This window comes from Pseudoalteromonas sp. SCSIO 43088 (assembly GCF_023650795.1).
GTDB lineage: Bacteria > Pseudomonadota > Gammaproteobacteria > Enterobacterales > Alteromonadaceae > Pseudoalteromonas > Pseudoalteromonas shioyasakiensis.
Genome location: NZ_CP072675.1, coordinates 937,501 through 959,784, shown reverse-complemented (window position 1 = coordinate 959,784; position 22,284 = coordinate 937,501). Strand labels below are relative to the sequence as shown.

21 protein-coding genes, 3 rRNA genes and 1 riboswitch (1 of these 25 only partly in view) are annotated in these 22,284 nt (G+C 43.0%); of the genes, 7 read left to right on the top strand and 17 right to left on the bottom strand.

What is annotated here, in order from left to right; all coding sequences use genetic code 11:
• Positions 1 to 51 precede the first annotated feature (51 nt).
• The 5 genes from J8Z28_RS04395 to serA all read left to right on the top strand — a co-directional run bounded on the left by J8Z28_RS04395 (position 52) and on the right by serA (position 4,816).
• Positions 52 to 1,569 carry a S10 family peptidase gene (locus J8Z28_RS04395; protein ID WP_054562323.1) on the top strand — a complete coding sequence of 506 codons (1,518 nt, stop codon included), beginning with the start codon at positions 52 to 54 and terminating at the stop codon, positions 1,567 to 1,569.
• Positions 1,570 to 1,687: 118 nt separating this feature from the next.
• Positions 1,688 to 2,254: a hypothetical protein gene (locus tag J8Z28_RS04390; protein ID WP_239962711.1), complete on the top strand. Its 567-nt coding sequence runs from the start codon at positions 1,688 to 1,690 to the stop codon at positions 2,252 to 2,254.
• Between the two features lie 13 nt (positions 2,255 to 2,267).
• Positions 2,268 to 2,864 (top strand): 5-formyltetrahydrofolate cyclo-ligase, encoded by a 597-nt coding sequence (locus J8Z28_RS04385; protein WP_054562325.1) that lies wholly within the window; start codon positions 2,268 to 2,270, stop codon positions 2,862 to 2,864.
• 54 nt (positions 2,865 to 2,918) lie between these two features.
• On the top strand, positions 2,919 to 3,572 hold the full coding sequence (gene rpiA, locus J8Z28_RS04380) for a ribose-5-phosphate isomerase RpiA (RefSeq protein WP_054554255.1): 654 nt from the start codon (positions 2,919 to 2,921) through the stop codon (positions 3,570 to 3,572).
• A 14-nt stretch (positions 3,573 to 3,586) separates the two neighbouring features.
• Entirely contained in the window at positions 3,587 to 4,816 is a 1,230-nt protein-coding gene (gene serA, locus J8Z28_RS04375; protein WP_250659974.1) for a phosphoglycerate dehydrogenase, read from the top strand.
• A gap of 375 nt (positions 4,817 to 5,191) precedes the next feature.
• On the opposite strand, the gene J8Z28_RS04370 is transcribed toward serA, so the two are convergent.
• On the bottom strand, positions 5,192 to 6,127 hold the full coding sequence (locus tag J8Z28_RS04370) for a mechanosensitive ion channel family protein (protein WP_054562327.1): 936 nt from the start codon (positions 6,125 to 6,127) through the stop codon (positions 5,192 to 5,194).
• A 129-nt stretch (positions 6,128 to 6,256) separates the two neighbouring features.
• Positions 6,257 to 7,036 carry a peroxide stress protein YaaA gene (gene yaaA, locus J8Z28_RS04365; protein WP_054562328.1) on the bottom strand — a complete coding sequence of 260 codons (780 nt, stop codon included), beginning with the start codon at positions 7,034 to 7,036 and terminating at the stop codon, positions 6,257 to 6,259.
• Positions 7,037 to 7,258: 222 nt separating this feature from the next.
• Here yaaA and tal point away from each other — a divergent pair, with 222 nt between their 5' ends.
• Positions 7,259 to 8,209 (top strand): transaldolase, encoded by a 951-nt coding sequence (gene tal, locus J8Z28_RS04360; protein ID WP_054562329.1) that lies wholly within the window; start codon positions 7,259 to 7,261, stop codon positions 8,207 to 8,209.
• A gap of 185 nt (positions 8,210 to 8,394) precedes the next feature.
• On the top strand, positions 8,395 to 8,583 hold the full coding sequence (locus J8Z28_RS04355) for a DUF3545 family protein (RefSeq protein ID WP_054562330.1): 189 nt from the start codon (positions 8,395 to 8,397) through the stop codon (positions 8,581 to 8,583).
• Here J8Z28_RS04355 and ung read toward each other — a convergent pair whose 3' ends face one another.
• From ung to J8Z28_RS04280, 15 genes are all read right to left on the bottom strand, one after another.
• The gene (ung, locus tag J8Z28_RS04350) at positions 8,584 to 9,276 is read right to left on the bottom strand and encodes a uracil-DNA glycosylase (RefSeq protein WP_054562331.1); all 693 of its coding nucleotides are present in this window, start codon (positions 9,274 to 9,276) and stop codon (positions 8,584 to 8,586) included.
• The gene (locus J8Z28_RS04345) at positions 9,273 to 10,130 is read right to left on the bottom strand and encodes a cobalamin-binding protein (protein ID WP_054562332.1); all 858 of its coding nucleotides are present in this window, start codon (positions 10,128 to 10,130) and stop codon (positions 9,273 to 9,275) included. Before J8Z28_RS04345 ends, ung begins: the two co-directional genes overlap by 4 nt.
• Before the next feature lies 1 nt (position 10,131).
• Complete coding sequence (gene cobO / locus J8Z28_RS04340; protein ID WP_054562333.1) at positions 10,132 to 10,731, bottom strand: cob(I)yrinic acid a,c-diamide adenosyltransferase; 600 nt, start codon at positions 10,729 to 10,731, stop codon at positions 10,132 to 10,134.
• Positions 10,732 to 10,740: 9 nt separating this feature from the next.
• Entirely contained in the window at positions 10,741 to 12,225 is a 1,485-nt protein-coding gene (locus J8Z28_RS04335; protein WP_054562334.1) for a cobyric acid synthase, read from the bottom strand.
• A complete protein-coding gene (gene cobU / locus J8Z28_RS04330; RefSeq protein ID WP_054562350.1) occupies positions 12,225 to 12,752 on the bottom strand; it encodes a bifunctional adenosylcobinamide kinase/adenosylcobinamide-phosphate guanylyltransferase in 528 nt (175 codons plus the stop codon). The genes J8Z28_RS04335 and cobU overlap by 1 nt, the downstream gene beginning before the upstream one ends.
• Positions 12,749 to 13,555 (bottom strand): adenosylcobinamide-GDP ribazoletransferase, encoded by an 807-nt coding sequence (locus tag J8Z28_RS04325; RefSeq protein WP_054562335.1) that lies wholly within the window; start codon positions 13,553 to 13,555, stop codon positions 12,749 to 12,751. Before J8Z28_RS04325 ends, cobU begins: the two co-directional genes overlap by 4 nt.
• Position 13,556: 1 nt before the next feature.
• Positions 13,557 to 14,618 (bottom strand): nicotinate-nucleotide--dimethylbenzimidazole phosphoribosyltransferase, encoded by a 1,062-nt coding sequence (gene cobT, locus J8Z28_RS04320; RefSeq protein ID WP_054562336.1) that lies wholly within the window; start codon positions 14,616 to 14,618, stop codon positions 13,557 to 13,559.
• Positions 14,619 to 14,621: 3 nt separating this feature from the next.
• The gene (locus tag J8Z28_RS04315; protein WP_250659973.1) at positions 14,622 to 15,611 is read right to left on the bottom strand and encodes a FecCD family ABC transporter permease; all 990 of its coding nucleotides are present in this window, start codon (positions 15,609 to 15,611) and stop codon (positions 14,622 to 14,624) included.
• Positions 15,604 to 16,434 carry an ABC transporter ATP-binding protein gene (locus J8Z28_RS04310; protein WP_250659972.1) on the bottom strand — a complete coding sequence of 277 codons (831 nt, stop codon included), beginning with the start codon at positions 16,432 to 16,434 and terminating at the stop codon, positions 15,604 to 15,606. Before J8Z28_RS04310 ends, J8Z28_RS04315 begins: the two co-directional genes overlap by 8 nt.
• A 103-nt stretch (positions 16,435 to 16,537) precedes the next feature.
• A riboswitch (cobalamin riboswitch) is annotated at positions 16,538 to 16,605 on the bottom strand.
• 60 nt (positions 16,606 to 16,665) lie between these two features.
• Entirely contained in the window at positions 16,666 to 17,283 is a 618-nt protein-coding gene (locus J8Z28_RS04305; RefSeq protein ID WP_250659971.1) for a histidine phosphatase family protein, read from the bottom strand.
• A gap of 84 nt (positions 17,284 to 17,367) precedes the next feature.
• Positions 17,368 to 17,796: an FKBP-type peptidyl-prolyl cis-trans isomerase gene (locus tag J8Z28_RS04300; RefSeq protein WP_054562340.1), complete on the bottom strand. Its 429-nt coding sequence runs from the start codon at positions 17,794 to 17,796 to the stop codon at positions 17,368 to 17,370.
• 576 nt (positions 17,797 to 18,372) lie between these two features.
• Positions 18,373 to 19,407 carry an IS110 family RNA-guided transposase gene (locus tag J8Z28_RS04295; protein WP_250659528.1) on the bottom strand — a complete coding sequence of 345 codons (1,035 nt, stop codon included), beginning with the start codon at positions 19,405 to 19,407 and terminating at the stop codon, positions 18,373 to 18,375.
• A 289-nt stretch (positions 19,408 to 19,696) separates the two neighbouring features.
• Positions 19,697 to 19,811: ribosomal RNA gene (rrf, locus tag J8Z28_RS04290) — 5S ribosomal RNA — on the bottom strand.
• A gap of 75 nt (positions 19,812 to 19,886) precedes the next feature.
• A 5S ribosomal RNA gene (gene rrf, locus J8Z28_RS04285) occupies positions 19,887 to 20,001 on the bottom strand.
• Positions 20,002 to 20,126: 125 nt separating this feature from the next.
• Positions 20,127 to 22,284, bottom strand: a 23S ribosomal RNA gene (locus J8Z28_RS04280); it runs 725 nt beyond the window's last position.

Genomic DNA, 22,284 nt, shown 5'->3' with positions numbered 1-22,284 from the left:
CGAGTTTGCTTTACTTTTTAATAGCTGCAATTCGAATAATAAGGAATCAACATGAAACTAGTTAGTTTTATTGGCTTGTCAGTGACAGCACTAACACTGACCTTCAGTACTCCAAGCTTTGCTGATAACGGACGTCGTATTGACGTTGACAGCAAAGTGGTAACAGAGCACAAAGCCCGCATTAATGGTGAGCGTTTTTCATATACCGCAACCACAGGTACACAACCGGTTTGGAATGAGCAAGGCGATGCCGTTGCAACGCTGCAATATACTTATTATACCCGCGATAAAGTAGACGATAGAACAAAACGTCCTTTAGTTTTTTCGTTTAATGGTGGCCCAGGTTCTGCGTCAGTATGGATGCACCTTGCCTATACTGGACCACGTGTATTAAAAATTGATGACGAAGGTTACCCTGTTCAACCTTATGGCGTAAAAGATAACCCTTACTCAATTTTAGACGTGGCTGATATTGTTTATATCAACCCAGTTAACACCGGTTACTCGCGCGTTCTTGAAAACGAAAAAGGTGAGTTGCCAAGTAAGTCAGACCAACAAAAAATGTTCTTTGGTGTTAACGCTGACATCAAATACTTAGCTGAATGGTTAAATACCTTTGTTTCTCGCAACGAGCGCTGGCGTTCACCTAAGTTCTTAATTGGTGAGAGCTATGGTACGACTCGTGTTTCTGGTCTTGCTCACGAATTACAAAATCGCCAATGGATGTATATCAACGGCGTTATTCTAGTATCACCAACTGAAATTGGTATTAAACGTGAAGGCCCTGTAGAAGCTGCTAACCGCCTACCTTACTTTGCAGCAACCGCTTGGTACCACAAAGCCCTTAGCGCAGACTTACAAGCAAAAGACTTAGACGAGTTACTCCCTGAAGTTGAACAGTTCACCGTGAACAAGTTCTTACCTGCAATTGCTAAAGGTGGTTTCTTACCTGCTGATGAAAAACGTGCAATCATCAAGCAAGCAGCAAAATACGCAGGTTTATCTGAAAAGTTTGTTGAGCAAAATAACCTTGATATTCCAAATAACTTCTTCTGGAAAGAGCTATTACGCGAGCGCGGCCAAACTGTGGGCCGTTTAGATTCTCGCTATTTAGGTATCGACAAACGTGATGCAGGTGAGTCACCTGATTACTGGGCTGAGCTTACATCATGGTTACACTCATTCACGCCAGCGATAAACTATTACCTACGTGAAGAGCTTAACTACAAAACCGATATCAAATATAACCTATTTGGTAATGTTCACCCTTGGGATCGCTCAGGCAACAACACAGGTGAAAACTTACGTTTAGCAATGGCACAAAACCCATACTTAAACGTGATGATTCAATCTGGCTACTACGACGGTGCAACAAACTACTTTGATGCTAAATACACAATGTGGCAGTTAGATCCAAGTGGCAAAATGAAAGATCGTTTAAGCTTTAAAGGCTATCGCAGTGGTCACATGATGTATTTACGTCATGCAGATTTAGAGTCATCAAATAATGACTTACGTGATTTCATCCTGAAATCACTACCAGCCGAAGGCAAAGCAGCAAAATACTAAACAGCGTATTTGCAAAACCATAATAGAAAAAGCCCGTTTTATACGGGCTTTTGTTTTTCCACTAATCTTTTTGGGTATATACTCAAGTCATTGATTTAAGGATTTGGATAATCAGCAAATGGCAGAAAAATTTCGCGTAATGTTTGCAGGGCTTGAAGCCGGTGTCGACCAAGTACAAGCAACAGAACAACTAGCTGCAAAACTAAAAACAACAAAAGACAAAGTTGCGACCCTGTTTGAGCATAAGCCATTATTTGCACCAAGCGAGCAAGATAAAGCACTAAAACAAGCAAAGTTACTCGCCAGTGTTGGCATTAAAGCCAAGCTCCAACCGATTAACCAAGCAGCCACCAGCAGCCAATCAGACAATACAGCTGCACAGGCCAAAGAGCGTGAAGAACGTATTTTTGATGCCCTCGATTACATCACCAGTAGTCTTATTCGGCTAGAAGAAAAACTTGATGACTTAGAGCAGCGTTTACCTGAGCTTGAAAATAACAGCGTTGCTGATAGCGACGATAGCTGGCAAGAAGATGACTTGCTACTTGAAGACGAATTAACAGAGCCTGTTAAAAAACGCTCAAATACCCTACTCTATTCGCTTATTGCAATGGTCATTGTGTTATTGATCATTTTGGGTGTAGTGGAGCTTTTCCCTGAACTTTTCTCCTTTTTAGAAAGTTAACACTAATATTGACATGAGCAACACACGAGCAGAAATCAGACAATCTATTCGAAAAAAGCGCAATTCACTGACTGTTGAACAACAAAAAAATGCAGCAATTGCGCTAAAAGTGAATTTTACTCAACACTTAAAATCGCTAAAAACACCTAAAAACGCCCATATTGGCATTTATTTCAGCAATGATGGCGAATTAGACACTTCATTGTTAATTAAAGAATTATGGATGCAAGAGCAGCATTTATATCTGCCTATTATCCACCCCTTCAATGGCACAACTTTATACTTTCAGAGGTATGAAGAAAATTCACCCATGACTGCAAACCGCTATGGTATCTTGGAGCCCAAGTTAAATTGCAGTCAAATATGCCCTTTAGACAAGCTTGATATTTTACTTATGCCATTAGTGGCATTTGATGATCAAGGTAACCGTTTAGGAATGGGCGGTGGGTTTTATGACAAAACGTTGGCTCGGTATTACCAAGAAAACTGGCAAAAACCGATTTTGATAGGCCTTGCCCATCAATGTCAGCATGTTTCAGCATTGCCAATTGAATCGTGGGATGTACCGTTAAAACACATTATAACCCCAGAGAAAATCTACCAATGGTAAGCAAACTGTTTGTATACTATAGGCCCTCTCTGACAGCTAACTGAGCACATAATTATGACGCAAGATGAATTAAAAAAAGCCGCTGCCTGGGCAGCCCTAGAGTTTGTAAACGAAAATACCATTGTTGGTGTAGGTACAGGCTCTACAGTGAATCACTTTATTGATGCACTTGATACAGTAAAAGACACCATTACTGGTGCGGTTTCAAGCTCTGAGGCTTCAACTGAAAAGTTAAAAGCACTGGGTATTGAAGTATTCGAACTAAACGATGTATCAAGCCTTGATGTGTATGTTGATGGCGCAGACGAAATCAATCCACACAATGAGATGATCAAAGGCGGTGGTGCAGCGCTGACACGCGAGAAAATCGTTTCAGCGGTAGCAAAACAATTTGTTTGTATTGTTGATGAATCTAAAGAAGTTACAACATTAGGCGCATTTCCACTGCCGGTTGAAGTAATCCCAATGGCACGCAGCTATGTAGCTCGTGAACTAGTAAAACTAGGCGGTGACCCTGTTTACCGTGAGGGTGTTGTAACAGATAACGGTAACGTCATTTTAGACGTGCACAATTTAGATATCAGCAACGCCAAAGAATTAGAACTAACAATCAACCAGATTGTTGGTGTAGTAACAAACGGCTTATTTGCCCATCGCGGCGCAGATAAAGTCATTATCGGCACCAAAAATGGGCCGCAAATAAAGTAAATAGGAATGAGGATATGAGTAAGGTATCGTTAGCAAAAGACAAAATTAAAATTCTCTTGCTGGAAGGCGTGCACCAAAGTGCTGTAGAAACGCTTAAGCGTAATGGCTACAGTAATATTGATTACGTAAAAACATCCTTACCTGAAGACGAGCTGATTGAACGCATTAAAGATGTGCACTTTGTAGGCCTTCGTTCTCGCACTCATATTAATGAAGCGGTATTAGAATCAGCTGAAAAGCTAGTCGCAATCGGCTGCTTCTGTATCGGTACTAACCAAGTCGATCTACAAGGTGCGCGTGAACGTGGTATTGCGGTATTTAACGCACCATTCTCAAACACACGCTCTGTAGCAGAATTAGTACTTGGTGAAATCTTATTATTACTTCGTGGTATTCCAGAGCGTAATGCCCTAGCACACCGCGGTGGTTGGTTAAAATCTGCCAACGGCTCATTTGAAGCACGTGGTAAAACGTTAGGTATTATTGGTTACGGCCACATTGGTACACAGCTAGGTATCATGGCTGAAAATATCGGTATGAACGTTGAGTTTTACGATATCGAAGACAAGCTAACGCTGGGTAATGCAACACAAGTTCATAACCTAACTCAGTTACTACAACGTGCTGACGTTATTAGCTTACACGTACCAGAAACACCGCAAACGAAGAACCTAATTGGTATGGCTGAGCTTGAAGTAATGAAGCAAGGCGCCATCTTGATCAATGCTTCTCGCGGCACTGTTGTTGATATCGATGCATTAGTAGAATCACTTCGAGATAAAAAGCTGAGCGGCGCTGCAATCGACGTGTTCCCTGTAGAACCAAAATCAAATGATGAAGAGTTCGTATCACCGCTGCGCGAGTTCGATAACGTGATTTTGACTCCGCATATTGGTGGTTCAACACAAGAAGCACAAGAAAATATCGGTATTGAAGTAGCAGGCAAACTTGCTAAGTACTCAGATAATGGTTCAACTATTACTGCAGTTAACTTCCCTGAAGTATCACTGCCAGAGCTTGCAAACCGCAGCCGCTTATTACACGTGCACCACAACCGCCCAGGTGTTCTAACGCAAATTAACCAAGCGTTTGCACAGCACGGCATTAATATCGCAGCCCAGTACTTACAAACTGACGAATCAATTGGTTACGTTGTAATTGATGTCGATACAGACCAATCTGAAGTCGCTCTTAAAGAGCTAAGTGCTGTTGAAGGTACAATCAGAGCACGTATCCTTCACTAATCTTTGATATAACAAATAAATAAAAAGCGCAAACAGTTAAACTGCTTGCGCTTTTTTGTAGGACAAAAACTTTAAGCCCGTAGGTTGGTTTGAGTGTAGCGAAACCTAACACGGGAACCCAGCTTTAAACCGTAAATTTTAAGCTCTAAGGCAAAAATAGCTCACCGTAGGCGTGAAATTTATTTCGCGCGAGGGTTAATTTCTAACAAATAAAACGCCAATCATTTCTAATAAACAGTAAAAGTGAGAGCAAGCTTGTATTTGGACAAAAAGTTTTTAGAGGCAAAAACCATTCACTTTATCTAGTCAAAAATAAACTCTCCCCCACCCCTCAAACACTTCCCTGTGTAAATCACGCCGATGAGTCAGTAAATTTTACTCATCGGTTTGCGGTGCCTCAGCGTCTTTATCTTGCTGTTTTTCGCTTATCATGGCATTTAATTTCTCGCCGCCTTTGATGCCAAAATCTAACGTGCGGATTGGGAATGGGATGGTCATGTCAGCTTCGCTTAGAGCGTTTCTAACTGCCACAACAGCCTTGTGGCGAACGGTCATGAAATCTGCTTCGCCGGGGTATTTAATCCAAAACCAAACTAGTAAGTTAACGCTGCTATCACCAAAGCTTTCGGCGTAAACGGCGGTTTCTTCTTGTTTAATCACAAAATCAAACTCATTGATTTTTTTAACAATCACCTCAGCGGCTTGTTCTGGATCGTCAGCATACGAAATACCTACAGGCACTTCGATACGACGCACACCTAAGGTACTGTAGTTACTGAGTATATTTCTAAATAGAATCTTATTAGGCACTAAGATAAGTTGCCCATAAAAGTTCTCAATGAGGGTATTTCTAAGGTTAATCGCCTTAACGGTACCAAACACGCTTTCGGTGCGGATTACATCACCTGTTTTAAATGGTTTGCGAATACCCATGGCAATACCCGCTATAAGGTTCTCTGTCATGTCCTGAAAGGCAAAACCAATTGCAAGACCTACGATACCAGCACCAGCAAGTAATGAGGTGACAGTGCCTCTAAGACCCAAGAAATCAAGGGCTACAAATAAGCCTACGCATAACACGATGACTTTTACTATCGATGACATTAAGTCTGCTATTTGCGATGACTCTAACGAGCGGCGTAATAGCTTTCTGAGCATTGACCCAACGATACGCGCCAGCAATGAAAACACGATAGTAATAATTACTGCGACAATAAAGTTTGGAATATGGCTTATGATGATATCAACCCAGCCACCGAGTTTTTCTTCTATCAGCTTTTCGGCTTCACTTACTGTCGGAATTTTTAACATTTTTGTACCTTGTTGAATTAATTGCTCAACAAAGTACTTAGCAAGATGAACGCCATTTCTAATTTAGAGTATTAAAACCATAAAAAAGCCGTGCTAAGCACGGCTCTTCTAATTCATTTTACTAAAAAATTAGTTCTGCTCTTCTCGTAAGAAAACAGGCTCTAATTCTTTTGTTGTTGCATCGCTACTAAAGTAATAACCCGCCACAGTGAAATCTTTTAAATCACTTAATTGGGTGATTTTATTTTCAATGATGTAACGTGCCATCATGCCGCGAGCTTTTTTCGCATAAAAGCTAATCACTTTATATTGACCGTTTTTACAGTCTTTAAAATGTGGAGTGATGATTTGTGCGTTTAATGCTTTTTTATCAACCGCTTTAAAATACTCATTCGAAGCAAGGTTTACCAAGTATTTGCTATCTTGCTCAGCAAGCACTGTATTTAGCTTTTCGGCGATAACACTGCCCCAAAACTCATATAAGTTTTTACCACGTGGGTTTTCTAACTTAGTGCCCATTTCAAGGCGGTAAGCTTGCATTAAATCTAATGGTTTAAGCACACCATAAAGGCCAGACAAAATACGTAAGTGCGACTGTGCATAATCAAGATCAGCACCGCTTAGAGTTTGCGCATCTAAGCCACCGTATACATCACCATTAAAGGCTAGCACGGCTTGTTTTGCATTGTCTTGGGTAAATGGCTGTGACCACTCGGCGAAGCGTGCCGCATTCAAACCAGCTAGTTTATCGCTGATTTTCATTAGGCTACCAATTTGCGCTGGTGTTAAATCACGGCAAACTGACATTAACTCTTCGCTGTGCTCGAGTAATTCAGGTTGAGTGAATTTATCGGTCGTGGCTGGTGTTTCGTAATCTAAATTTTTTGCAGGTGAAATAACAGTGATCATACTTAGCTATTGACTTGTAATTTGTTTGATGTCAATTTCAACATTAATTGAATCAAAATGCACGTTTTGTTTCGTCCTGCCTTTATCCGCTGTTCTTTTCATACATAATGTTCTAGTTTTCTGTATTAAGGACATTTGACCTATTAAACACTGTCATAGTGTTGCAGCATAAAGGCCGCTATAATGGATTTTCTTTTAACTTGCTTGGAATGAGGAAAGCAAATGACTTCAGCACTACAAAGGCTTAAACAGCATTCATCTATTGTTGCAGATACAGGTGATATCGAAGCTATCAAAAAGCACCAACCAGAAGATGCAACAACAAACCCATCTCTACTTTTAAAAGCCAGTGAAATTGAAGCGTATAAGCCTTATTTAGATAAAGCGTGGCAATATGCCAAAGAAACCGAGCAAGATGCAGCTAAACAACTTGAGTTAGCATGTGATTACTTTGCTGTATTAATTGGTAAAGAAATTAGCGAAATCGTACCGGGCTATATCTCAACAGAGGTAGACGCACGTTTATCATTTGATACCCAAGCGACTATCGATAAAGCCCACACTTTACTAAGCCTTTACGAAAAAGAAGGTGTTAGCAAAGATAAAATCCTAATCAAAGTTGCATCAACGTGGGAAGGTATCAAAGCCGCTGAGCAGCTTGAAAAAGAAGGCACTAAGTGTAACTTAACGCTGTTATTCTCTGAAGCACAAGCACGCGCATGTGCCGATGCAAATGTATTTTTAATTTCACCATTCGTTGGCCGTATCTTAGACTGGCACGTTGCTAACGGTATGGAAAAACCAACTGATCCGCTAAACGATCCAGGCGTGCAATCTGTACGTAGCATTTACGAATTCTACAAACGCCACGATTACAAAACAGTTGTTATGGGCGCAAGCTTCCGTAACACAGGCGAGATCATCGCACTTACTGGCTGTGATAAGTTAACGATTAGCCCAGGTCTTTTAGAGGAGTTAGGCCAATTAACGGATGCACAAGAGTACCTACTAGAGAGCGACTTTACTGTTGAAGAAAAACCAGCACCACTAACTGAAAGCCAGTTCCGTTGGTTACATAACCAAGATGCTATGGCGACAGAAAAACTTGCTGAGGGTATTCGCTCTTTTGCACAAGCACAGCTTGAATTAGAAGCACGCTTTAAAGCAATGTAATTCAAATTACAGCATTTTTTAAACGCCACCGCTAGGTGGCGTTTTTGTTTCTAAAATAACTAATCCTTTGATCTATTCATCTATCAATCACACTTCTGTAACAGTATTGTCACTTTTTTATTCTATTTTTGAGCAGCCTGTGGTATAGGTATTTCCGAGGTTCAAAAAATCAATAGGAGAAGTTCATGGATAGCCTAGACGATATTTTAGAAATATTAGAAGGTCCTAGTAAAACAAAAAAGACCTCTACAAAAAATAAAAAGAGAAAATGGCGCGAAATCGAAGCTTTGAAAGACAAGCATAGACTTCGCAAAGAACTACAGGAGTTAGACTATTTCACAGACAGCATTGAGCTTGATGAATTAGACTTTTAATTAAAGGCCCGCAAGGGCCTTTTGCATTTGCGGCAACGACCAATTTACTGGCGCTTTATTTTGATCAGTAAGTAGCTGGTTTGTCTTTGAAAAATGCTGACAACCAAAAAAGCCACGATGTGCAGAAAGCGGTGATGGATGCGGGCCTTGGATCACATGATGACGCGAGGTATCAATGTGTTTACCTTTTTTCTGAGCATGTGCCCCCCATAACACAAACACCACACCGTCACAGTGCTGATTAATAAGCGCAATTACTGTATCAGTAAATTTTTCCCAACCAAGGTGCTTATGAGAATGAGCTTGCCCTTGCTCAACAGTTAATACCGTGTTGAGTAAGAACACGCCTTGCTCAGCCCAGCTTTGCAAATAGCCATGATGAGGGATCTCAAAACCATCGATATCAGTTGCCAGCTCTTTGTACATATTCTTCAAAGACGGTGGTAATTTTTTAACCTCTGGTAATACCGAAAAGCACAAACCATGGGCTTGCCCTTCTCCGTGGTAGGGATCTTGGCCTAAAATAACCACCTTAACTTCATTTAAAGGTGTAGCATCAAAAGCTGAAAATACCTGTTCGTCTTTCGGATAAACGGTAACGCCTGCTGCGCGTCTATCGGCCACATATTGCAAGGTTTCTTGCATGTAGGGCTTAGCAAGCTCGGTATCTAGAAATGTTTGCCAATCGATCATTTTGAAGCCTGTATTTGCTGACGAGAAACATCTATTTTACCACACATATCAGTTAAACCATCAAGCATACGGGTTGTAAAACGGTGCAATAAGTCTGCGTTTACACTAATAAACTGGTTATGCTGTACCGCTGGTAATTCAGGCCATTGTCGCCAATCAATTTTAGGCTGAGGCTTTTTCGATTTTTCATCTGGAATAATCACTACCTCTGGATTGGCAACCAATACATTTTCAATACTAATGCGCGGGTAGTCTGTATCGCTATTAGCAAACACATTATCCGCATGACAAATAGTTAATAGCTGATTGATCCAAGTATTTCCACCAACTGTCATCATCGGCTCAGGCCATAATTGATAAAACACCGACACTTTCGGTTTGCCTTCTTGCGCTGTACGAATAGCTTCGAGTTTAGTTTCAAACTCTTTAGCTACTTTATTTGCCTTGGTTTGCAAATGCGTAAGCGTGCCTAGTTTACGTAGTTCATCAGCCACATTATCAACCTGATTTGGATTGCTGTACGCTACCGGAATACCTAATTTTTCAATGTAAGCGAGATCTTCGGCTTTGTTACCCGTTTTCCAAGCCAGAACTAGGTCTGGTTTTAACGACAACAGTTTTTCCATGTTAATTCCGTAATAGCCGCCGACCCGTTCGATATCATTCGCTTGCTGAGGAAAATCTGCATAGTCAACGGTACCGACAATGCGCTCTCCTGCTCCAATCGCAAATAGGTTTTCAACGATGTGCGGTGCTAAGGCAACGATACGCTGCGGCTCTTTAATTTCATGAGCCTGAGCCAATGCAGGTAAATAAAATAAAACCCCTAAGAGTGCAAACTTGATGGTTCTCATATTAAAAATCGAACCCTTTTTGTGCTTTGATCCCTGCATCAAAAGCGTGTTTTACGTTTCTGACTTCACTGACTGTATCAGCTAAGTCGGTCAGTTTACGGTGCGCACCACGACCTGTAATTATCACCGATTGCATAGCAGGACGAGAGCTAACTGCTTCTAGCACTTCGTCTAAATCAATATAGCCGTAGGTGATCATATAGGTTATTTCGTCGAGCATAACGAGGTTAATCGACTCATCTTTCAGCATTCTTTTCGCTTCTTGCCATGTCACTTGCGCAGCAGCAGTATCTGACTCTTTATTTTGTGTTTCCCAAGTAAAACCAGTGTTCATTATAACAAATTCAACCCCTGCTTTTTCGAGTAGGTTGCGTTCACCACACTCCCATGTGCCTTTAATAAACTGGCACACAGCTGCTTTCATTCCGTGACCTACCGCACGTGCAACAGTACCAAACCCAGAAGTCGATTTCCCTTTACCGTTGCCAGTTATAACCTGAAAAATACCCTGCTCTTTTTGTGCAGCAGCAATCCGTTCGTCGACTTTTTCTTTTACTTTTTGCTGGCGTTGTTGGTGCTTATCTTGATTCTGTTCGCTCATTGTTGTTCCTTATGTCTCTAAATTGAAGTTCTCATAAATATTGATGATTTGTTCAATATCGAGATTCTCTGCTACCACGTTTGCTAAACGGCTTAACTGCTGTTCACGGTTTAAATTAATATCAATTGGTTTAATTTGGTTATTTGTTGCAAGCCAAGTTATTAGCTCAGATACGCCCTCAGGGGTATCGAACAAGCCATGTAAGTAAGTACCTGCTATTTGGTTATCATCACTAATAAAACCATCTACTTTGAATCCACTTGGGTGATCATTAAAGCTCAAAAATGGCTTTTCAAGTGCTGGCCCTTGGCTGATCCCGGCGTGAATTTCATAACCAGATATTGCTTTATCGCTATTGTTTAAATGAAGTATGCCAGAGACTTGGCTTAGTATTTTTTGTTGCCCTAATTGCGTTTCAAAGTCAGCAAGCCCAAGCCCTACTGCGCTGCCTAAATTAGACTCCACTGCATGTGGATCAGCAAGGTAGTTACCTAACATCTGCAGCCCACCGCATACTCCAAGCACTTTACCGCCATAGCGTAAATGACGTGTTATTTGTTTATGCCAACCTTCATTTTTTAAAAACGCTAAATCGCTGAGTACATTTTTACTGCCCGGTATAATAATCAGATCAACACTTGGAATAGCCTGAGTATGACGTACATACTGTAAATCGATTTCTGGTTGTAGTCGCAGTGCATCAAAGTCTGTGTGATTACTAATATGAGGAAGTAGCAGCACTGCTATGCATAATTGCGGTTTATCGACCTGATTAGTTATAGCAACGGCATCTTCAGCATCTAGTGCTAAGTCATGTAAATAAGGTAATACCCCAAGTACTGGCTTATTGGTGTATTGCTCTAACCAATCAAGGCCACCTTGCAATAACGCAATATCGCCCCGAAAACGATTAATCACAAAGCCTTTAACGCGAGCCTGCTCTGACTCAGACAACAAGGCTAACGTTCCGACTAAATGAGCAAACACACCGCCTTTGTCAATATCGGCAATAATGATCACTGGGCAATCTACCGCCTCGGCGTAACCCATATTGGCAATATCGTTTTCGCGCAGGTTAATTTCTGCAGGGCTCCCAGCACCTTCAACAACCAGTAATTCAAAACGCTCACTTAAGCGCTGCTGCGAAGTAAGAACTGCATCCATCGCCACTTTTTTGTAGTCGTGATAACTGCCTGCTTCCATATTCGACAGCGCTTTACCATGAACGATTACCTGCGCCCCAGTATCACTGTTAGGTTTTAATAAGATAGGGTTAAAATCGACTTCTGCGGGGACTTTTGCCGCTACAGCTTGCAAAGCTTGTGCGCGACCTATCTCGCCACCATCTGCGGTTACAGCGCTATTTAACGCCATATTTTGTGGCTTAAAGGGCGCAACCTTTATGCCTCGCTCAGCAAAGATCCGGCAAAGTGCTGCTACAAGAGTACTTTTACCTGCATCTGAGGTCGTGCCTTGCACCATTATTGTTTTCATCATTGTTCTCTTTTTAAGGTTTGTGCAAGACCTGCAATCACAAACTCAACACGTGCAACTTGCTGTGCTAAGGCTTGATGCAACCAACCTGAATGATCAACAAACTGACGGCTTAATTCACCGAGCGGCACAATGCCATGACCCACTTCATTGCTGACAAAAATAACCTCACCCGGCAATTGCGATAACACATCGAGTAAGGACGCTTTTTGCTCAAGCCAAAATGCTTCACCCTGCTGGCATAGGCAATTACTCAACCACAGCGTTAAACAGTCCACTAAAATACAGTTTTCAGCTTGGCTATGTTGTTGTAGTGCTTTAGCCAAATACAAAGGCTCTTCAACAAGTTGCCAATGCTTAGCCCGCTCAGCTTGATGCCTATTAATTCGGGCTGTCATTTCTTCATCACCCGCATTGGCTGTGGCGATGTAGATAAGCGGCTTGTTTGAATTTGTTGCCAGCTGCTCAGCAAAACGGCTTTTACCGCTGCGAGCACCACCTAAAATTAAAGTATTTTGCTGGCTCATAATAAACTCACCAAGCAAAGGTAGGTAACAAGCTCAGATACTTGCTGGGCTGCTCCTAAGCAATCGCCGGTGTAGCCAGATAACTGTTTTTCAAACCAGCGCTTTAATAGTAAACGAGTAACAAAAAGCACACTGATGAGGATTAATAATTGCCCTAAAGTAAAGCCAAAAAACAACCATGCAATTGCTAACACCGCACCGCCAGTTGCTAGCAGTATTTGATAACTTTGCGTGCTTAAATGCATCGCAATTGGCTTTACTTTAGATGTGGCGTCCTGACTTACATAGTCCATACCTGCAATTAAACTTGTTGCTACAACCCGACTTAAGCTTTGCCCTAAAACAAGTGCAATAATCACAGTACTGGTTACTTCACTAAGTGCAACGAGTGTTTGGTATTTAATTAATAAGGCCATCACAAGCGCCGCTGCACCATAGGTACCTAAGCGACTATCTTTCATAATGCTCAGCTTATCTGCAACGTGCCAACCACCACCAAAGCCATCCCAGACATCAGCAAGGCCATCTTCATGAAATGCCCCTGTGATTATCAAGCTAAACGCCATAACTAAGGCAACTGAAATGGCTGCGGGGAATAACCAACTTAGCAGTAAAAAACTCAGCGCTAAAACTACACCTAAAATCACGCCGACCAATGCAAAATAACGGCTGGCCTGATTGAGTGCCTGACTCGATACTGCAAAGTTTAACTTAACGGGTATACGCGTTAAAAAACTAAGCGCCAGTAAAAATAGTTGAAACTGACTTGGGGTAGAGTCAGAAGTGTGTTGTTCAGCGCTCATATCAGACAACTTGCTCAACATTGGCATCGGCAAAACTTGCCATGTCATTGTAAAACGCCAAAGATGCTTGCAGTAAAGGTAAGGCAAGCGCAGCCCCAGTGCCCTCTCCTAACCTTAAATCAAGCTGCAATAAAGGTGATGCGTGCAAGGCATTGAGCATTGCTTTGTGCCCTTGTTCATCAGAGGCATGAGCAAATAACATGTAATCACGAGCGTTTGCATTAATGTGAGTTACAACAAGCGCTGCAGCAGTACAAATAAAGCCATCCACGATCACTGCCATGCCAAGCTCCGCAGCAGCTAAAATAGCACCGGTGATCTGTACAATTTCAAAACCACCTAATGCCGCAAGCGTCATTAGCGGATCGCTAAAATGAGCTTGGTGTAATTGAAGGGCTTGCTCAACAACTTTAATTTTTTTAGCAACAACCTCGTCGCTCACACCTGTGCCTTTACCAACACATTGGCTAGCAGGTAACGACAACAAGGCAGCCATTAATGCCGCAGCACTTGTGGTATTGCCAATACCCATCTCACCAAAGGCGATGGTATTACAACCTTGCTCATAGAGTGAATGAACTCGCTGTTTGGCTAATGCAAACCCTTTTTCAACCTGGCTAAGTGACATGGCCATTTCAGTATTCAGTGGTGCAGTGATTTCACCTAAACGCTGGTTATGCACACTTTTATTGTGTGAAGTACTGAGTGTTCCAGCGTCTACAACTTCTAGCTGCCAGCCAAGCTGGCGACAAAATACATTAATCGCTGCACTTCCTGCTGCAAAGTTTGCCACCATTTGAGATGTAACGCAGCTAGGAGCAATCGACACACCTTGGCTTGCCACACCATGATCACCCGCAAATACAACTAGAGAAGGGTTTGAAATAACCGGTTTAAAGGCAACTAGCGCCTGCTCACTATCAAGTTGCTTTGAAAAAATAAGCGTTAATTGTTTAGCACAACTTTCAAGCTGACCCAAAGCTCCTAACGGCTTTGTTTTGAGGTCTATTTTTTGTTGAATTACAGCTGAAAATCGCTGATTAATAGGCATGATATTAAACATTAGCTACCTGCTCTGTTTACGAAAATAAAGTAAGAATAAAAAGAACACGCTACCAATAGCGGCTGTGATCACACCTACGGGTAGTTCTTGGTTATTCAATAGGGTTCGGCATAACACATCTACCCACACCATAAAAATACCTCCGACCAAGGAGGTCATAACTAAGTTATGGCTGCTGCCTTGCGGTGAAAAGTAGCGCACAATATGTGGGATCATCAGGCCGACAAAACCAACGCCACCGCACATAGCAACAAGCACAGCTGTAATTAATGAACTTAGCAGCAGCATCATGATCCGAAAGCGTTGCACATGAATCCCCAAGGTTGCAGCACTTTCATCACCAAGCAGCATTGCATTAAGCTGACGACGAAATGCAATCATCAGCGTCATACAGGCAATAATTACTGTAAACGGCAGCCAAAGAGTGTCCCACTGTGCACGAGAAAAACTGCCCATCGTCCAAAACAAAATAGCGGTTATAGCTTGAGGGTCGCTAAAATAAAGCAGCAGACTAGTCAGAGCACTAAATAAAAAAGATAAAGCAACACCAGCGAGTAACATGGCTTCAACTTGGCCAACATGGCGACGCCCTGCAATAGCAATAAGCAACAGCATAGAAAGTAAGCTTCCGACAAATGCTGCAACTGACATACTAAAGCCAAAACTCACACCGGTTAGGGCTATAAAGCACACCACACCAAATGAAGCCCCAGAAGAAATACCAAACAAGTAAGGGTCAGCAAGCGGGTTTCGGGTTACGGTCTGTAAAATTAGTCCTGCCAGAGCAAGCCCTGAGCCTGCTAAAAATGCCAGCACCGTTCTTGGCATACGCAATTGCCAAATAATACGCTGCACAAATTCATCGCTATCTTGGCTAAACAAACCATTAAAAACATCACTCAGTGGCGTATTTGCAGCACCAAAGCTCAATGCTAAAAAACAACTAATAAGCCCTACGACAACACAGATACTTAAACGCATTGCATCAGTCATTTTGATGCTCCTGTGTCTGATAGCCATAAAAATAAGTGATGTGCGGAATAAACTTATCAGTGCTTGATTGCGGGTGAGCAGATACCGCTGCGCAGACACCAAATACATCACTCAACAGCTGCTCAGTAAGCACCGCTTTTGGTTGCCCCTGACAAACCAAACGCCCTTCATCAATCACCAATAATTCATCACATAAACTCGCTGCGAGATTTAAATCATGGAAAGAGGCAAGCACTGTCACATCGAGGGACTTTGCTAATTCCATTATTTGAATTTGGTATTTAACATCAAGGTGACTGGTAGGCTCATCCATGATGAGCAACTTAGGTTGTTGTACGATAGAGCGTGCAATAAGCGCTCTTTGCTTTTCGCCACCAGAGAGCGAATCAAATGCTTGCTCACTATGATGAGACAAACCTACCTGCTCTATCGCTTGATATATTCGCTGCTTATCATTGGCAGACGTGGCGCTGAAAAGTCGCTTATGAGGCGTTAAACCTAAACTCACTACATCGAACAAAGACAAATTAAACTGCGATGGAGACTCTTGTAAAACCACTGCAACCTGCTTTGCATATTCATCAGCACTGATTTGCCAAATATCTTGACCGCTCAGCAGCACAACCCCATGCTGAGGCTTCAAGTAACGATAAAGACAACGCAGCAAGCTTGATTTACCCGCACCATTAGGGCCGAGTAGACCGATAAATTGCCCTGCTTTTAACTCAAGGCTAATTGATTTAAGTATCGTTTTATTCGCAGTACCCCAACTTAAATCAGACACTGATATTAATGGCGCAGCGCTAAGGCTATTTTGTTGCAAGCTTATTCTCTCTTGGCGAGTAATCGCAACGCACAAGAAAGCACTGGTAAGTACCAGAAAATGATGTGAGTTGACCCGCTCGATGATTAATTGTTAGTGCTAAGTATCTGGCTGACCATTATTTAGATGGATTACAGTTGCGGGAACAGCTGGAGAATTTCACTCCATTCCATAGCATATGAGTATTATGGCGGGCTAAGTAAATAATTCAATGAATATCGCTCTAGATGGCTAAAAAACAATTTTAGGCCAAGCTTGTCCTTGTTCATCTATATATACATCGAGTGTAATAAGCCCCGCATAAGGAAGGTGAAAAACATTTAAATGCGTGGCTGATTGTTTTGGCATCTGACATACAATAGCGAGAATTTGTTTAATCACACCTGCATGACTTATTACCAATGACTGTTCATGCTTAGATTCACACAATGATTGCAAAAACGTGTGCCACCATGCCTCTACCCGAGCGTAAAAATCAGCCATAGATTCACCATTGGGCACTTTTACTTGCCAAGGGTGTTGCCAAAAATCACCAATATGAGGCTTACTCGTTTGCTGCCAAAGCTGTTGGTAATCTTGGCCATCCCAATCACCAAAATTAAACTCTTTCAGAGCGTTATAATAGTGTACATGCAGTGAGTGTTGATTTGCTAAATAATCAGCGTGGACTGAGCAACGCTTTAGCGGTGAACTATATATGGCATTTAAATTTATGAACTCAGCAGAGGCTTGGCGCATTTGTTCAAGGCCTTGCTCAGATAAACCGACATCGATTTGCCCAGAAAGAATTCCAGGCGTAGCGATTTCGCCATGGCGAAGAAAGTAAACTCGTGAAGTAAATGCGCCCATAATGTTCCTCAGTAAACCAATAGTGAACGTTAACGCGTTTTAAGTAGTCTGTCGACTTATGCTAAGGGACTCATCCGAAGAGAGTTAAGCTAAACGCATTAAACGAACGTCAAAATGTAGCACTGCATTTGCGCCAATCTTGCCACCGTTACCTTTTTTACCCCAAGCAAGCTCTGGAGGGATCACAAATTCATAGCGAGAGCCGATATTCATTAATAATAAACCTTCTCTTAACCCTTCTATAGCTTCAGATAAAGCGAACACTTCGGGCATACCCGCTTTATAACTGTCGGCAATCACATTGCCATCAGCAAGCATAATACGTTGGTTAATAACCACTGTATCGAATTCTGATATGCGTTCTCCTTCAACATCATCAATCACTTTATACATTAAACCCGACGGGCATAGATGTGTATCTGGATGCGAAGAGAACTTAGCAATAAATGCTTCACTATTTTTACGATTTAAACCTGAAGAGCCTTTTGACTTGGTCGTTTTCTTACGAGACACAGCACACCTTAATTGTATTACAAATATAAAACGCTTTATCGCATAACAAGGTTAGGGAAGCAAGTTTGCGAGAGTAAAGTTGCAAGTTAGAAAGGGGAAAGTTTGAGGGTCTGGCGTAGGTTGGGTAGAGCGCAGCGAAACCCAACACAGAGCTATCAGCTTTCAGCCGTCAGCGATCAGCCGCGCGGTGTGGGTGTTTGGTTCTGCGTCTTCCTCTGCCGGAGGCTCTAGGCTCTAGGTTTTAGGTTTTAGGTTTTAGGTTTTAGGTAAAGTGTACTTGTAGGAATGGCTTTAGCCATGAATGTGTTTGTTATAGTTTAAATTCGGCACTGAAGTGCCTTATATGGACTCCTCCTATTGCACAATACCCTTCGTTAATTTTGTCAGACTGCGTGCTTATATGCGGGCTCATAATGAGGAGCTACCTCGGCCCTTTGATGTATTCGCGCCCTTGTGCCTCTTCTCCTACTCGGTGTTTTAACACGCCAGGCACTTTACAGGCTATCAAGGGTGGGTCTAACCGCTTAACGCAGGTTCTTGGTCAATACTGTTGTTTCTGTTATTGAAGGCTAAATATTAATTGGCTAGTAAACTGGGTTCATAACTCGTGCCCTTTTTCAGCATGGCATACGCTGTCCTAACTGTTTTATTTGCTAATGCAATGGCGGCGCACTTCACACCGCGTCTTTCAACTAATGCTTTGAGCCATTGTTCTTTTTTCGTTTTTGGCTCTCGATGCTTTAACTGACTGATAACCGCTCTGGCTCCGAGAAACAAGTGACTGCGTAATGTTATCTCTCCACGGTATTTGGCTATATGACCTATTCGTACTTTTCCACCACTTGAGTGTTGCCGAGGGGTGACACCAACATTGGCTGCCGCATTACGTCCACTCGTAAAATGGGTTGTGTCACTTAAGCTTATTAATAAACCAACCGCTGTGATAGGCCCGACCCCCTCAAGCGCCAGTAAACGTTCACACTGCTCATCTTGTTTTACTAAACCTGTCAGTAACTCATTTAATGTTTCTTTTAATGTTGATTGCGCTTTAAATAATTCATAGCACTGAGCTAGACACTGCCTTAAACCAGCGGTTAATCCATTATCGCTATCCTCTAGAATCTCAGGGATAGCTTGCCTAAACGCGCATTCCGATTGCTTGATTACAATCCCAAATTCAAGTAACAAGCCTCTGATTTGATTAGCCAGCTGTCGTTTCTGCTTTTCAGCTAAGGCGCGCATTCGCTCTATTGACTGTAAGCTTTGCTGTGCTTGTGTCAGTGATTTACACGGGCGGACATTAGGTGAGAAAGAAGCGGCAGCTATTGCAATGACATCATTTGCATCTGTTTTCTGGCCAACTCTAAATGCTTTGACAAATCGAGGATCTAGAATCACGACTTCATGACCAACACTACGTGCTTTGCGTGCCCAATAATGAGCACCACCACATGATTCCATAACAACTTTACAGCGAGGTGACGTAGTGAGTATGGTCAGTAGCTCTTTTCTGCCCACCGCTTTATTACTTTGAAGTTTTTGATGAAAAAACTTACCGACTTGAAAAACATTTTTTGCCAAGTCGATGCTAATTAGGTTAAATTTTGACATGTATGGATTCCTTATTGGTAAAAGTAATTGTCCAATCTCTTTATACCGTACTCACCCCATTTGGGGGAGGAGTCCATACATCTCCTACGGGGTTTGTTGCTGAGGGTGACTCTGTACTAAACAACCAAACAGTTCAACTTTACCCTTGCTAACTAGCAACTCGCTAACTCATGTTGGGTTTCGCTCCGCTCTACCCAACCTACCTGGCGAATGAATAGGGCACGTTGTGTGGATAGCTCCCAGACGCAAAAAAGCCCGACTCTTTCGAATCGGGCTTTCTTTAATAGGATCCTGGCGATGACCTACTTTCACATAGCAGCTGCTACACTATCATCGGCGCTGTTTCGTTTCACTACTGAGTTCGGCATGGGGTCAGGTGGGTCCAAAACGCTATTGTCACCAAGAAAATTCTTTTCAACTTTCTTATTATTTTTTTATAGTCTTTCGACTTAATTTAAAGTCTTGCGACTGAATTTGGAGCCTGGCGATGACCTACTTTCACATAGCAGCTGCTACACTATCATCGGCGCTGTTTCGTTTCACTACTGAGTTCGGCATGGGGTCAGGTGGGTCCAAAACGCTATTGTCACCAAGCAAATTTGGTTTTAATTCGCTCATCTGAGCAAATTAATAAATCTGGAATTCTGATATCAAGTAAAATCTACTTTAGTAACTTAACTTCTGTTCGTTACGCTGTCATAAAACGCGTTTGGCGTTGTATGGTTAAGCCTCACGGGTAATTAGTACAGGTTAGCTTAATGGCTCGCACCACTTCCACATCCTGCCTATCAACGTTGTAGTCTTCAACGGCCCTTCAGAGACTTTAAAAGTCTAGTGAGAACTCATCTCGAGGCCTGCTTCGCGCTTAGATGCTTTCAGCGCTTATCAGTTCCGAACGTAGCTACCGGGCAGTGCCATTGGCATGACAACCCGAACACCAGCGGTTCGTTCACTCCGGTCCTCTCGTACTAGGAGCAACCCCTCTCAATTCTCAAACGCCCACGGCAGATAGGGACCGAACTGTCTCACGACGTTCTAAACCCAGCTCGCGTACCACTTTAAATGGCGAACAGCCATACCCTTGGGACCGACTTCAGCCCCAGGATGTGATGAGCCGACATCGAGGTGCCAAACACCGCCGTCGATATGAACTCTTGGGCGGTATCAGCCTGTTATCCCCGGAGTACCTTTTATCCGTTGAGCGATGGCCCTTCCATTCAGAACCACCGGATCACTATGACCTACTTTCGTACCTGCTCGACGTGTCTGTCTCGCAGTTAAGCTGGCTTCTACCATTACACTAACCGTACGATGTCCGACCGTACTTAGCCAACCTTCGTGCTCCTCCGTTACTCTTTGGGAGGAGACCGCCCCAGTCAAACTACCCACCAGGCACTGTCCGTAATCCCGATTAGGGACCAACGTTAGAACATCAACACTACAAGGGTGGTATTTCAAGGACGGCTCCACAAAAACTAGCGTTTCTGCTTCAAAGCCTCCCACCTATCCTACACATGTAGGGTCAATGTTCAGTGCCAAGCTGTAGTAAAGGTTCACGGGGTCTTTCCGTCTAGCCGCGGGTACACAGCATCTTCACTGCGATTTCAATTTCACTGAGTCTCGGGTGGAGACAGCGTGGCCATGGTTACACCATTCGTGCAGGTCGGAACTTACCCGACAAGGAATTTCGCTACCTTAGGACCGTTATAGTTACGGCCGCCGTTTACCGGGGCTTCGATCAAGAGCTTCGTCCGAAAACTAACCCCATCAATTAACCTTCCGGCACCGGGCAGGTGTCACACCGTATACGTCATCTTGCGATTTTGCACAGTGCTGTGTTTTTAATAAACAGTCCCAGCCACCTGGTCACTGCGGCTCCCGTCCGCTTAGAGAGCAAGTCTCATCACAGATAGGAGCGTACCTTCTCCCGAAGTTACGGTACAATTTTGCCTAGTTCCTTCACCCGAGTTCTCTCAAGCGCCTTAGTATTCTCTACCTGACCACCTGTGTCGGTTTGGGGTACGATTCGGTATAATCTGAAGCTTAGAGGCTTTTCCTGGAAGTATGGCATCAACAACTTCACACCCTTGGGTGCTCGTCTCGTGTCTCAGTCTTAAGAGTCCGGATTTTCCTAAACTCTCAACCTACTCACTTTCACATGGACAACCAACGCCATGCTTGTTTAGCCTGCTCCGTCCCCCCATCGCAATTATACCAAGTACGGGAATATTAACCCGTTTCCCATCGACTACGCCTTTCGGCCTCGCCTTAGGGGTCGACTTACCCTACCCTGATTAACATGGGATAGGAACCCTTGGTCTTCCGGCGTGCGGGTTTTTCACCCGCATTATCGTTACTCATGTCAGCATTCGCACTTCTGATACCTCCAGCATACCTCCCGGTACACCTTCAACGGCTTACAGAACGCTCCCCTACCACTCAAACATAGTTTGAATCCGCAGCTTCGGTGCATAGTTTAGCCCCGTTACATCTTCCGCGCAGACCGACTCGACCAGTGAGCTATTACGCTTTCTTTAAAGGATGGCTGCTTCTAAGCCAACCTCCTGGCTGTCTGGGCCTTTCCACATCGTTTCCCACTTAACTATGACTTTGGGACCTTAGCTGGCGGTCTGGGTTGTTTCCCTCTTCACGACGGACGTTAGCACCCGCCGTGTGTCTCCCGGATAGTACTTTACGGTATTCGGAGTTTGCAAAGGGTTGGTAAGTCGGGATGACCCCCTAGCCTTAACAGTGCTCTACCCCCGTAAGTATTCGTCCGAGGCTCTACCTAAATAGATTTCGGGGAGAACCAGCTATCTCCCGGTTTGATTAGCCTTTCACTCCTAGCCACAGGTCATCCCCTAACTTTTCAACGTT